Raw genomic sequence first — 12785 nt, 5'->3', positions numbered from 1 at the left:
GGAATACTGGGCGTTAGCGTGGGGGTATGACCACTGCTGCGAAGGCCAAGACCTTGATCGGACTCTATGAAGCCCCGGAGATCCTCCGCGTCGTGAATGTGTGGGACGTCGTGTCAGCCCGCGCTGTCGCGAAGCTTCCCGAGACGAAGGCGATCGCGACTGCCGGTCACGGCATCGCCGCCTCGTTCGGTTTCGAGGACGGCACGATCTCCCGAGACATCATGATCGACATGGTGGGTCGCATCGCGGCCTCCGTCTCGGTCCCGGTGACCGCCGACCTCGATGACGGATACGGCGACGCAGGGGAGACCACCCGCCTGGCGATCGGCGCGGGCGTGGTCGGAGCCAACATCGAAGACCGCCTCAAGCCGTTCGACGAATCCGTCGCCGCAGTCGAGGCCATCGTCAAGGCAGCGGAGGCCGAGGGCGTGCCGTTCGCGCTCAACGCGCGCACCGACGCGTTCGTCCGCGCCGGCCACCGCCCTGTCGCGGAAAGCGTCGCGGATGCGATCCAGCGCGGACGGGCGTTCCTCGACGCCGGAGCCACCGCGGTGTTCGTGCCCGGAATGCTCGACGCCAACATCACCCGCCAGCTCGTCGAGGGTCTCGGCGAAGGCAAGCTCAGCGTGATCGGGCTCCCTGGAACCCTCGCCGCCTCCGAGTACGAGAAGCTGGGCGTCGCCCGCATCTCGTACGGGCCGCTCCCGCAGCGTGTGGCGCTCACCGCTGTTCAGGAGCTCGCCGCCAGCCTGTATGCGGGCGGCGTGATCCCGAACGGCCTCCCTGCGCTCAACTGACGCGACGCGAAACGGGTGACCACCGGTCAGTAGACTTGCCCGGTGGTCACTCGTCTTTCGAACTTCTTCCTCCGCACGCTCCGCGAAGACCCTGCAGAAGCAGAGGTCGCCAGCCACAGGCTGCTGATCCGCGCCGGCTACATCCGCCGCGCGGCACCGGGCGTGTTCACGTGGCTGCCTCTGGGCCTCAAGGTCAAGGCGCGCATCGAGGCCATCGTGCGCGAGGAGATGGCGAATGCCGGCGCGCAGGAGGTCCACTTCCCCGCGCTGCTTCCGCGCGAGCCCTACGAGCTGTCCGGACGCTGGGAATCGTACGGCGACGGGATCTTCCGCCTTCAGGACCGGAAGGGCGCGGACTACCTTCTCGCGCCGACGCACGAAGAGATGTTCACGCTCCTCGTGAAGGACCTCTACTCGTCGTACAAGGATCTGCCCCTCACGATCTATCAGATCCAGGACAAGTACCGCGATGAGGCACGCCCGCGGGCTGGCCTGCTCCGCGGTCGCGAGTTCACGATGAAGGACGCCTACTCGTTCGACGCGTCGGATGCCGGTCTCGAGACCAGCTATCAGGCGCAGCGGGACGCATATGAGCGGATCTTCCAGCGGCTCGGTCTCGAATACGTGATCGTGAATGCCGACAACGGACTCATGGGCGGCGCGCGAAGCGAGGAGTTCCTCCACCCGACACCTGTCGGTGAGGACACCTTCGTGCGCAGCGCGGGGGGATACGCCGCGAATGTCGAGGCTTTCTCGACCGAGGTCCCTGACGCCATCGGTTTCGACGCCGATGCTGCGCCGATCGTCTTCGACTCACCGGACACTCCCACGATCGAGACGCTCGTGGCGCACGCGAACGCGAACCTGGATGGCGACTACACCGCTGCCGACACCCTCAAGAACGTCGTGCTGGCGCTCACGCATGTGGACGGCACGCGCGAGCTCGTCGTCGTCGGGATCCCGGGCGATCGCGAGGTCGATGAGAAGCGCGCGGAGGTCGCTTTCGCTCCGGCCGAGGTCGAGACCGCCACCGCTGACGACTTCGAGAAGAACCCGCTGCTCGTGCGGGGCTACATCGGTCCGTGGTCACCGACCGGCGCGGTGCTCGGAGAGGAGTCCGCGACCGGGATCCGCTACCTGGTCGACCCCCGCGTGAGCGAGGGGACCAGCTGGATCACCGGTGCGAACATCGATCAGAAGCATGCGCATTCGGTCGTCGCCGGTCGGGACTTCTTCGCCGACGGGGTCGTCGAGATCGCGAACGTCAGGGCCGGGGATCCCGCGCCCGACGGCTCCGGACCCGTGGAGCTCGCTCGTGGCATGGAGATCGGTCACGTCTTCCAGCTCGGGAGGTTCTTCGCCGAGACCCTGGGCCTCAAGGTGCTGAACGAGAACGGCAAGCTCGTCACGGTCACGATGGGTTCGTACGGAATCGGCATCACGCGCATCCTCGCGATCATCGCCGAGCTGCACAACGATGAGAAGGGTCTCATCTGGCCGGCATCCGTCGCACCGTTCGATGTGCAGGTCGTCGCAGCCGGCCGCGATCAGGTGGCCTTCGACGTGGCGACCGAGCTCTCGGCGCAACTGGAGTCCGCAGGCCTCGACGTGCTCTACGACGACCGTCCGAAGGTGTCGCCCGGTGTGAAGTTCGGAGACGCGGAGCTCGTCGGCGTGCCGAAGATCGTCATCGTCGGCCGTGGCGCTGCCGACGGCCAGGTCGAGCTGTGGGATCGCAGCACCGATGACCGCGAAGCGGTGTCGGTCGAAGAGGCCCTGCAGCAGCTGTCCCGGCGCTGAGCGCGGACGGAGAATGCCGCGCACCTCGTCCGAGGTGCGCGGCATTCCGTCTGTCCGGGGGCGAACCGTCTGTCAGCAGACGATGCGACCGTGGTTCATGATGTCGTCGTCGGGGGTGTCCTTGGTGACGAGCGCCTTGAGCGCCCCGGCCGCCATCGCGATCTTGCCCTTGGCAGGCTCCCAGAACTCGGTCACTGTCGGCGTCACCTTCAGAAGTGCGATGCCGGGGGTGTCGAGGCCGTCTTCGAACCAGATGTCGAGCGAGGGCGAGTAGAGCTCCTCCATCTTCGCGCGGTCGTGCACCACGGACGCGTTCCCGGCCACCGAGACATATCGCATGCCCTTGGCATCGCAATACGAGAGGCCGACCTGATGGTGGGCTCGTGCTTCTTCGACCTTCTCCGTGTCTTCCGCGGTGAAGAACCAGATGTCTCCGGCATCGTCCATCTGCCTGGTCGACATCGGTCTGCTCACCAGGTTGCCGTCGTCGTCCGTCGTCGTCAGCATCGTGAAGTCGATGTCCTCGACGAGCTCGGTCACGCGTGCGAGTGCTTCTGGTCCAGTGATCTCAGTCATGCCGACACTGTGCCTCGGATGACATCCGTGCGCACGGGTATTGACACCGCGTGATGAGGATGATCACAGCGGCGTTGCGTCGACCCGGCCGACACGCCCTCGTGACAGGCTGAGGGCATGACCGACGAACCGCTGCCGGAATCGCTGAGCGCCGAGATCAACAACGTCCTCGACGAGGCCGGGGTGAAGACCGACCGCAGGCTGGTCATGCGCATGATGCGCACGGCGGTCCTGCTGGGTGAGGACGGCACCGACCGTCTCGACCTCAAGATCGCCTCCGCCGCTCTCGCCGAGATGCGAGACGCCTTCCGGCTGTTCGCTCCGTTCGAGGGTGTGCCCAAGGTCACGGTGTTCGGTTCGGCTCGGACCCGGCACGATGATCCGCTCTACGTGCAGGCCCGTTACGTCGCCGCCGCTCTGGCAGCGGATGGGTGGATGGTGGTCACCGGGGCAGGCCCGGGGATCATGCAGGCTGCGGCGGAGGGTGCAGGCCCGGCGCTCTCACTCGGGGTGTCGATCAGGCTTCCGTTCGAAGAGAAGGCCAACAGCCTGATCGCGGCGAGCGAGCACGTGGTGGCGATGAAGTACTTCTTCACCCGCAAGCTGATGCTCATCAAGGAGTCCAGCGGCTTCATCTGCCTGCCTGGCGGGTTCGGCACGCTCGACGAGATGTTCGAGCTGCTCACGCTGCAGCAGACAGGCAAGGCCGAGCCGACGCCGATCGTCCTGCTCGACGAGCCAGGCGGCACCTTCTGGAACGGTCTCAAGCGGTTCATCGACGAGGATCTGGCGCCCACGGGCGTGATCTCCGAGGGCGACTTCGACCGCGTCGTCATCACCGACTCCGTCGAGTCGGCCGCCTCCGTGATCGCAGGGTTCTGGCGCAACTACGACTCACTGCGGTGGTTCGGAGACACCCTGGTGCTCCGCCTCCGAGCCGAGCCGTCCGATACCGAGGTGGAGCAGCTCAACGAGCAGTTCGCCGGGATGCTGGCGAGCGGACGTATCGAGAGGACTGCTCCGCGGTCGCCCGAGGTCGCCGACGATGACGTGCTGCATCTACCGCGACTGGCCCTGCACCTCGATCAGCGTCAGGTCGGCAGTCTGTTCCGCCTGATCGGCGCGATCAACTCGCTGGAGTCCGCTCCCGCGCTCTGATCCCAGCGGCGAACCGGGCGAGATCCACGGAGCCGGCGAGGATCCTCTCGGCCGCGCGGTGGCCTGAATAGAAGGCCGCCCCCACTGTCGCCGGCTCGTCTCCCCACGTCGCCTCGCCGGCGAAATGCAGCACTGCGTCGACCGGTCCCGCGAGCTCGTCGTGGTCGTGGTGCGACGACCCGACCGCGAGATGCGAGTACGAGCCGTTCGAGAACGCGTCGTGGCCCCAACGGGTGACCCAGTGAGCGGTGGGTTCGCCGACGGCATCGGGGTAGAGGTCGCGAAGAGCGCGCACGACATCCGCGACGATCTCGTCGTCGGACAGCTCCTGCATCCGGCGGCCGAACGGACCGGCCGCGAAAGTCAGCAGGGTGGGAAGTCCGCTGACGGCTGACACGTCGTACCAGGAGTGCCAGTGCTCGCCGGCCTCGCCGAGTGCCCGCAGCACGTAGCTGTCGTCGTTCCAGAAGCGTTCCGGGAACTGGATGAAGATCTTGTTGAAGACCCCCATGCCCAGCCGCTCGATCGGCCCGGCGACAGCCTCGGGCAGGGGAGGGGTGAAGTCGATCGACCCCGCCTTGAGCACGCCGAGCGGCACGGTGACCAGGGCGCTTCGTGCGGAGAACTCTCCGTTCTCGGTCGACACGGTGACTCCGGCATCCGTGCGCGCGATCCGGGTGACCGCCTGGCTCAGGCGGATGTCGAGTCCGGCGGCGATGCGCCGCGGGAGCTCGTCGTACCCGCGGGGGAAGATGACCTCGTCTCCGTCGATCGCGTCCTCGTCGAGCCCGTGCGCGTCGAGGTCGCCGATCCACGCTCCGCACTGCTCCTCGACGCGATGACGGAAGAACTCCCGGATCTCATCGATGCGCTCAGGATCGAAGCCGGTGCGGTCGAGCGCGCGCTCGGTGACATCGAGATAGGTGTCGCCGGGGGAGGAACGTTCGATCTCGTCGACCAGTAGGCGATCGGCCTCCTCGACCTCGGCGACCCACTGGGAGGTGCGGGCGGCATCCATCGGCCTGCCGTCGCCGTCGAAGTTCTCGATCGGCCGCCCTCCGGCCTGGAAGCTGCCGACGGTGTATTCGAGCGTCGGAATCTCGAGAGCCTGCACGAGATCCCACAGCGCGGAGCCCTCGATGCCATGCACCCACGACGCGCCGAGATCGACGGGGAAGCCTGCGGTGCGATCGGTGTGCATCCGGCCGCCGATGCGATCCCTCGCCTCGAGGACGATGACGTCCGCTCCGGCATCGGCGAGCATGCGAGCCGCCGTCACCCCGGACATCCCCGCCCCGATCACGATGGTGTCGTACGTCGTCACTGAGTCCTCCTGCATGCTGGGCACCGCATCGGTGCGGCCGCCTCGTGGCGACCGGCGGTGGGCACAGGGTATCGTGGTACGGATGTCGCGTGTGCACACCCGCGCGACGAGAGCTGAATAGGGAGTCGTCATGGATATCGAACTGAGTCTGCTGCGTGGGATCGAGAAGGAGAAGGCGATCCCCTTCGACGAGCTGGTCTCGATCATCGAGCAGGCCATCCTGACCGCCTACTCCAAGCATGTCTCCGCGGAGGGCGCCACCCCCGAGGGTGTCCGCGTCGAGCTCGATCGTCGGACCGGGCACGTCGCCGTGCTGCAGGTCGTCAAGGACGAAGAGGGCGCGATCATCGGGGAAGAGGATGCCACGCCGGATGACTTCGGCCGGATCGCCGCCTTCGCCGCGAAGCAGGTCATCAGCCAGCGTCTGCGCGACATCGCGGACGACGTGGTGCTCGGCGACTTCAAGGACAAGGAAGGCGACATCGTCGCCGGCGTGATCCAGCAGGGACCGAACCCTCGCATGATCCACGTCGACCTCGGAGCTGTCGAGGCGATCCTTCCTCCCGAGGAGCAGGTGCCGGGCGAGGAGTACACCCACGGCTCGCGTCTGCGCGTGTATGTGACGAGCGTCGCGAAGGGCCTCAAGGGGCCGCAGATCACCGTCTCGCGCACGCACCCCGGTCTCGTTCGCAAGCTGTTCGCACTCGAGGTGCCCGAGATCGCCGCAGGTCTCGTCGAGATCGTCTCGCTGGCCCGCGAGGCCGGACACCGCACCAAGATCGCCGTCCGCGCCAACGACCCGGCGATCAACGCCAAGGGTGCCTGCATCGGTGAGATGGGGCGTCGCGTGCGCGCCGTCACCGAGGAGCTCGCAGGCGAGAAGATCGACATCGTCGATCACGATCCGGAGCTCGCCGCCTTCGTCGCGAACGCCCTCTCGCCGGCCAAGGTGACCAGCGCGTTCATCCTCGACGCGAACACCAGGGCCGTGCGTGCACTGGTGCCCGACTATCAGCTCTCTCTCGCCATCGGCAAGGAGGGTCAGAACGCTCGTCTGGCTGCGAAGCTCACCGGCGCGAAGATCGACATCCAGCCCGACAGCGTCCTGGACTGACCGCTCGTCACGTCCGACTCGCGCCCGTCGCGCGAGTCGGACGGGAACACAGGTGTAAGATGGAACCCGTACGAACGTGCGTCGGCTGTCGCACGCGTGCTCCCCGCGCCGCTCTTCTCAGAGTGGTGTCCCAAGACGACATCCTCATCATCGATGAGCGAAGCGTCCTGCCAGGGCGAGGCGCGTGGGTGCATCCGACACCGGAATGCATGGATGCCGCTCTGCGGCGCCGAGCTTTCGGCCGAGCACTTCGCGCATCCGGCAATCTGGATACGCGGATCATCGAACAATACCCACCAAGAAACAAAGGCTGAACGGCTATGGAAACAAAGTGAACGGCTCGAAATGAGACCCGTCCGCGACTAGTGGTCTGCCCTGTCTGGGTGGACCGACCCCAGACAGGAGAATTGTGGCTGGTAAACCACGCGTACACGAGATCGCCGCCGAACTCGGCGTCGACAGCAAGATCGCACTTGCAAAGCTCAAGGAACTCGGAGAGTTCGTCAAGAGCCCCTCTTCGACCATCGAACCGCCGGTGGCGCGCAAGCTTCGCGCTGCCATCGAGTCGGACGCCTCGCTGAAGGCATCCGCTGACACGGCTCCCGCTGCGGCCAAGCCCGGTGCCGCCAAGCCCGGTGCGGCCAAGACCGGTGCTGCGACGCCCGGTGCTGCAACGTCCGGTGCTGCAACGCCCGGTGCCGCGAAGCCCGGTGCCGCCAAGACGGGTGGACCTACTCCCGGGCCCAAGCCCGGACCCAAGCCGGCCCCCGCGCCGGAAGAGCCCGTTGCCGCTCCGGCTCCTGAGGCTCCCGCCCCGGCCGCAGAGGCTCCGGCCGAGCCTGCTGCTTCGGCCGAGGGTACGTCCGGATCCGCTGCGCCCAAGTCGAACGACGGCGGCGCACCGAAGCCCGGCGCACCGCGTCCGGGCAACAACCCGTTCTCGTCGGCGCAGGGCATGGGCCAGCGTCCGGCAGGTCCTCGTCCCGGCAACAACCCCTTCGCCTCGGCGCAGGGAATGGGCCAGCGGCCGAGCCCGACTCCCGGCAACATCCCGCGTCCGCAGGCTCCGCGCCCCGGTGCCCCGCGTCCCGGTGCGCCTCGTCCCGGTTCTCCCCGTCCCGGCGCTCCGCGCGGCGGTCAGGGTGGTCGTCCCGGTGGTGCACCGTTCCAGCAGCGTCCCGGCGGCCCCGGTCGTCCCGGCGGTGCCGGTGGACCCGGTGCCGGTCCCGGTGCTCGTCCCGGCGGTGGCTTCGCAGGTCGCCCCGGTGGTGGCGGCGGTCGCGGCCGTGGTCCTGGTGGAGGTACCGCAGGTGCCTTCGGCAAGGGCGGCGGCAAGAGCAAGCAGCGCAAGTCGCGGCGGGCGAAGCGGCAGGAGTTCGAGATGCGGAGCGCCCCGGTCGTCGGTGGCGTCAACGTCACCCGCGGCAACGGGGAGATTATCCGCATGCGCCGTGGTGCGTCGATCGCGGACTTCGCCGACAAGATCGAGACGCTGACCGGCTACACGGTTCAGCCCGGAACCCTCGTGACGATCCTCTTCAACCTCGGCGAGATGGCCACGGCCACCGAGTCGCTGGATGAGGCGACGTTCGAGGTGCTCGGCGAGGAGCTCGGATACAAGATCCAGATGGTCTCGCCTGAGGACGAGGACAAGGAGCTCCTCGAGGGCTTCGGTCTCGACCTCGAGGCCGAGCTGGAGGCGGAGAGCGAGGACGACCTCGAGATCCGTCCTCCCGTCGTCACCGTCATGGGTCACGTCGATCACGGTAAGACCCGCCTGCTCGACGCCATCCGCCAGACCAACGTCATCGAGGGTGAAGCCGGCGGCATCACGCAGCACATCGGTGCGTACCAGGTGTGGACGGAGCACGAGGGCATCGAGCGTGCCATCACCTTCATCGACACCCCGGGTCACGAGGCGTTCACCGCCATGCGTGCTCGTGGAGCGCAGGTCACCGACCTCGCGATCCTCGTGGTCGCAGCCGACGACGGCATCATGCCCCAGACGGTCGAGGCGCTGAACCACGCCCAGGCGGCGAACGTGCCGATCGTGGTCGCGGTGAACAAGGTAGACAAGCCCGACGCCAACCCGGCCAAGGTCCGTCAGCAGCTCACCGAGTACGGTCTGGTCGCAGAGGAGTATGGCGGAGACGTCATGTTCGTCGACGTCTCGGCTCGGGCGAACACCGGAATCCAGGAACTCCTGGACGCTGTGCTGCTCACCGCCGACGCGGGTCTCGACCTCACGGCCAACCCGAACAAGGCCGCTCGCGGTGTCGCCATCGAGGCGAAGCTCGACAAGGGCCGCGGATCCATCGCCACGGTGCTGATCCAGTCCGGAACACTTCGGATCGGTGACGCGATCGTCGCAGGAACGGCTTACGGCCGTGTGCGTGCGATGGCAGACGAGAACGGTGAGCAGGTCCTTGAGGCCTACCCGTCGCGTCCGGTGCAGGTGCAGGGTCTGAACTCGGTGCCGCGTGCAGGCGATGTCTTCATCGTCACCGAAGAAGACCGCATGGCCCGTCAGATCGCTGAGAAGCGTGAAGCAGTCGAGCGCAACGCCCAGCTGGCCAAGGCCCGCAAGCGCATCTCGCTCGAGGACTTCACCCGTGCTCTCGAAGAGGGCAAGGTCGAGTCGCTCAACCTCATCATCAAGGGTGACGTCTCCGGTGCCGTCGAGGCACTCGAGGAGTCGCTGCTCAAGATCGAGGTCGACGATTCGGTGCAGCTCCGCATCATCCACCGCGGTGTCGGTGCGATCACGGAGTCCGACGTCAACCTCGCGACGATCGACAACGCGATCATCGTGGGCTTCAACGTCCGCCCCGACACGAAGGCGCGCGAGCGCGCTCAGCGTGAAGGTGTGGACATCCGGTTCTACTCGGTGATCTACAACGCGATCGACGAGGTCGAGAGCTCGCTCAAGGGCATGCTCAAGCCGGAGTACGAAGAGGTCCAGTCGGGTGTCGCCGAGATCCGCGAGGTGTTCCGCTCCTCGAAGTTCGGCAACATCGCCGGTGTCATCGTGCGATCGGGAACGATCACGCGAAACGCCAAGGCTCGCGTCATCCGCGACGGTGTGGTCATCGCAGATGGCCTGGCCATCGAGTCGCTGCGTCGCTTCAAGGACGACGTCACCGAGGTGCGTACGGACTACGAAGCCGGTATCGGCCTCGGCAAGTTCAACGACATCCAGATCGGTGACGAGATCGAGACGACGGAACTGATCGAGAAGCCTCGCGGCTGATCGAGTTCGATATCTTCGGGCGAGGGTGCGTGATGCATCCTCGCCCGAAGAGTACGTAGAGGGAGAGAACAATGGCTGGTGAACGACAGGCCCGTCTGGCTGATCGGATTCGAGTGATCCTTGCGGAGCGCCTCGAGAAGGGGTTGCGAGACCCGCGCCTCGGCTTCGTCACGATCACGGATGTCCGTGTCACGGGTGACCTGCAGCACGCCTCGGTGTTCTACACGGTGCTCGGTACCGAAGAGGAGCGACTCTCCAGCGGGGAGGCTCTGACCTCCGCCACTGGCATGCTGCGCAGCGAGGTCGGTAAGCAGCTCAGCACGCGCCTCGTGCCGACGCTCGAGTTCATCCCCGATGCGCTGCCGGAGAACGCCGATCACATCTCGGCCCTCCTCCGTGAAGCGCAGCAGCGCGACGCCGAAGTGGCGAAGCTCGCATCGTCCGCGTCGCACGCGGGCGACGCGGATCCGTACCTCCGCGACGAAGACGACGACACGAAGTCCTGAATATCGGCGCCCTCTTCGGGGCGTCGGAGTGTCTTGATAACCTCAGCTCAACGGGTGATCGCCCGCGGGGACTGGGGGGTTCGGCATCGTTTTTTCGCGCGCGCACGGGGCGGCCTCGGTCGCACCCGCGGTCGTCGAGGCGATCCTCGACGACCTTCTCGAGCATGATCTGAGCTGCGCGCCGCATGTCGCGGCGCGACTCGCGTTCGAGCTGTCGGAGGATTCGCAGACGATCCTGGCGGTCGCGGCACGACTCGACGCTGCTCAGCGGCACGGTCTCAGGGCGCTCCCGTCGCCGCTGCCGATGGTGCCATCCGTCGAGGCGCTGTTCGCTCAGCTGAAGCTCGACGATCGCGACCGTGAGATCCTCGTCGCCGTGTCTCTGCGGCTCGACGACAGGCTCGACCCGCTGGTGGATTTCGCGGGACGGTCCGCCGCAGAACTCGTCGGCGGACCGCTCGGAGCGCTTCTCGAGATCCACGCGGGCCGAGTCCGGCTCGCCGACCCCCGGTTGGCGATCTGGTTGCGTGCGACGACGGCGTCTTCGTCGGCCGCCGCGGTGCACTCGAGACTGCACCGACTCTTCGACGCGCGCGGCGAGCGGGTCGATGCCGACTGGCACGGCGCTCGAGCGGCGATGCACGGCGAACCGGCGACCGCGGGGGAGCTGACGCGCATCGCCAGGGAGCATTCGGAGGCGGGACTGAGCGAGCGGGCCTTCCACCTCGCGGCAGAAGCAGCCGCGCACTCGAGCGGGATCGAACGGGATGAGGCCACTCTCGTCGCCGGTGTCGCGGCCATCGCCGCGGGCTACGCGGTCGACGCGGCGAGGCGACTGGGGAGTCTGTTTCCCGGCGGTGACGAGCTCTATCGCCTGCAGGGTCTCGGCGGGTTGCTCGTCGCCGAGGCGCATCTCCGTGGGGCCGTGCCTGAGGTCGACACGAGCGTCATCCAGCCGCGCGTCGATGACGCCGACCAGTGGTATTCGTGGGCCCGGGCCTCGGCGTTCGCGGCGATGCTGTGCGCCGAACGGGGCGACCGCCGGGGGATGCGTCCGTGGCTCGAGGCTCTCAGAAAGGCGAGCGCGCGCGTCGGGGCCGATCGAGAACTCCGCGACCCGGTCGTCGCGCTCGCATGGCTGGTGATCGGCGACGGCGACGGAGACGACGTGAGCGGCGCAGGCCCGCTCACCGGAAGCTTGTTCCGCGCCCTGCGAGCGGCAGTCGACGGAGACGTCGACAGGGGCCTCAGCCTGCTCGCCGCGGGCGATTCGCCGGTCGGGGTCGAGGTCGACCCGTTCGTCGCGGGCTTCGAGCTCAGTCCACTGGTCGCGGCGTATCGAGCGGTCGTCGAAGTCCTGCTCCTGATGTGGCGGGGAGACATCGGCGCTGCGCGCGACCGGATGCTGCATGCCGCGCTCGAGCTGCCCGTCGCTGTGCCGTTCGCCGGACTCGGCGTCGTCGTCGCTCGACGGCTCGACCTGGCGGTTCTCGGTCACCTCGGGCCGTTCGCCAAGGCTCTCACTGCCGCACTTCCGGCGCCTCCGCGCATCGATCAGCTCGTGGATCGAGGCATCGAGGCGTTCCTGGCGGGCAACTCGGCCGAGGCTGCGGCATGCATGCGGCTCTGGCGCGACCGCGGCGCTCCGCAGCCGACGCTGTCTGTTCCCGGACTCGAGGAGGCGATCGTCGTCACGCATGGTGCATCGTGGCGTCCGCATCGGATCGAGCCGCCCGAGATCGGTCTCGCCCAGCGACTGCGGGTGCAGATCACCAGCTGTTCGGATGACGAATGGCGTGTCGAGCGTCCGCTCGTCGTCGCAGCGGCACGCACTCTGACCTCGCCGTTCTCGCGCGGGCGAGTCGAGGCGATGATCGGCACCAGATCGCTGATCAAGGGTGACATCGCCATCGGCAGAGAGCACCTGGCGATGGCGCGGAACCTCCTGGAGGTCTCCGGCGCGACCGCCTGGGCGAGGGCGGTCGCCGTGCGTCTGGAGCGGGTGGAGGTCACCGACGGCGCAGCGACCGAAGATCCGCTCTCATCGTGCCGCCGAGTCTGGGCATCGATGCTCACCGCTCGAGAGCTGGAGGTCGCGATGCTGGTGGCCGGTGGTGCTCCAAACCGCGACATCGCCGACTCGCTCCACGTGTCGGTGCGCACGGTCGAGGTTCATCTGGGCAGGGTCTTCGCGAAGCTCGAGGTCAGGACCCGCGTCGAGCTGACGGTGCTGGCCCATCGCATCGGGCAGTTCGTCTGA

The 12785-nt window shown here is 67.4% G+C and carries 10 protein-coding genes; 8 read left to right on the top strand and 2 right to left on the bottom strand.

The window, feature by feature from the left end; all coding sequences use genetic code 11:
- The first annotated feature begins 26 nt into the window (after positions 1-26).
- Both RU09_RS15840 and RU09_RS15835 read left to right on the top strand, forming a co-directional pair.
- Complete coding sequence (locus tag RU09_RS15840; RefSeq protein ID WP_042541829.1) at positions 27-797, top strand: isocitrate lyase/PEP mutase family protein; 771 nt, start codon at positions 27-29, stop codon at positions 795-797.
- 42 nt (positions 798-839) lie between these two features.
- The gene (locus tag RU09_RS15835; protein WP_042541828.1) at positions 840-2597 is read left to right on the top strand and encodes a proline--tRNA ligase; all 1758 of its coding nucleotides are present in this window, start codon (positions 840-842) and stop codon (positions 2595-2597) included.
- Positions 2598-2669: 72 nt separating this feature from the next.
- Here the strand turns inward: RU09_RS15835 and RU09_RS15830 are convergent, their stop codons facing one another.
- Positions 2670-3173, bottom strand: a complete 504-nt coding sequence (locus RU09_RS15830) for a pyridoxamine 5'-phosphate oxidase family protein (RefSeq protein WP_042541827.1) — start codon at positions 3171-3173, stop codon at positions 2670-2672.
- Between the two features lie 117 nt (positions 3174-3290).
- Here RU09_RS15830 and RU09_RS15825 point away from each other — a divergent pair, with 117 nt between their 5' ends.
- Positions 3291-4331 carry a TIGR00730 family Rossman fold protein gene (locus tag RU09_RS15825; RefSeq protein WP_042541826.1) on the top strand — a complete coding sequence of 347 codons (1041 nt, stop codon included), beginning with the start codon at positions 3291-3293 and terminating at the stop codon, positions 4329-4331.
- On the opposite strand, the gene RU09_RS15820 is transcribed toward RU09_RS15825, so the two are convergent.
- Positions 4300-5655, bottom strand: a complete 1356-nt coding sequence (locus RU09_RS15820) for a flavin monoamine oxidase family protein (protein ID WP_082041183.1) — start codon at positions 5653-5655, stop codon at positions 4300-4302. The two genes, RU09_RS15825 and RU09_RS15820, sit on opposite strands and share 32 nt — an antisense overlap.
- Positions 5656-5785: 130 nt before the next feature.
- On the opposite strand from RU09_RS15820, the gene nusA reads away from it, so the two are divergent.
- The 5 genes from nusA (at position 5786) to RU09_RS15800 (ending at position 12785) form a co-directional block, all read left to right on the top strand.
- On the top strand, positions 5786-6769 hold the full coding sequence (gene nusA, locus RU09_RS15815; protein WP_042541824.1) for a transcription termination factor NusA: 984 nt from the start codon (positions 5786-5788) through the stop codon (positions 6767-6769).
- Between the two features lie 59 nt (positions 6770-6828).
- Positions 6829-7083, top strand: coding sequence for a YlxR family protein (locus RU09_RS18360; RefSeq protein WP_079112655.1), 255 nt, complete (start codon positions 6829-6831; stop codon positions 7081-7083).
- A gap of 95 nt (positions 7084-7178) precedes the next feature.
- On the top strand, positions 7179-10019 hold the full coding sequence (infB, locus tag RU09_RS15810; protein ID WP_042541823.1) for a translation initiation factor IF-2: 2841 nt from the start codon (positions 7179-7181) through the stop codon (positions 10017-10019).
- A gap of 71 nt (positions 10020-10090) precedes the next feature.
- Positions 10091-10525: a 30S ribosome-binding factor RbfA gene (gene rbfA / locus RU09_RS15805; protein WP_042541822.1), complete on the top strand. Its 435-nt coding sequence runs from the start codon at positions 10091-10093 to the stop codon at positions 10523-10525.
- A 304-nt stretch (positions 10526-10829) separates the two neighbouring features.
- Positions 10830-12785: a helix-turn-helix domain-containing protein gene (locus tag RU09_RS15800; protein ID WP_082041166.1), complete on the top strand. Its 1956-nt coding sequence runs from the start codon at positions 10830-10832 to the stop codon at positions 12783-12785.

Origin of the sequence: Microbacterium sp. MEJ108Y, assembly GCF_000834175.1 — a bacterium.
Classification (GTDB): domain Bacteria; phylum Actinomycetota; class Actinomycetes; order Actinomycetales; family Microbacteriaceae; genus Microbacterium; species Microbacterium forte.
This window is presented reverse-complemented; position numbering and strand designations above follow the sequence as displayed.

Bases quoted from the DNA above. Each gene is read 5' to 3' on its own strand.
- RU09_RS15800 (WP_082041166.1), top strand. From the start codon at position 10,830: ATGGTGCCATCCGTCGAGGCGCTGTTCGCTCAGCTGAAGCTCGACGAT.
- rbfA (WP_042541822.1), top strand. From the start codon at position 10,091: ATGGCTGGTGAACGACAGGCCCGTCTGGCTGATCGGATTCGAGTGATC.
- nusA (WP_042541824.1), top strand. From the start codon at position 5,786: ATGGATATCGAACTGAGTCTGCTGCGTGGGATCGAGAAGGAGAAGGCG.
- RU09_RS15830 (WP_042541827.1), bottom strand. From the start codon at position 3,173: ATGACTGAGATCACTGGACCAGAAGCACTCGCACGCGTGACCGAGCTC.
- RU09_RS18360 (WP_079112655.1), top strand. From the start codon at position 6,829: ATGGAACCCGTACGAACGTGCGTCGGCTGTCGCACGCGTGCTCCCCGC.
- RU09_RS15825 (WP_042541826.1), top strand. From the start codon at position 3,291: ATGACCGACGAACCGCTGCCGGAATCGCTGAGCGCCGAGATCAACAAC.
- RU09_RS15840 (WP_042541829.1), top strand. From the start codon at position 27: ATGACCACTGCTGCGAAGGCCAAGACCTTGATCGGACTCTATGAAGCC.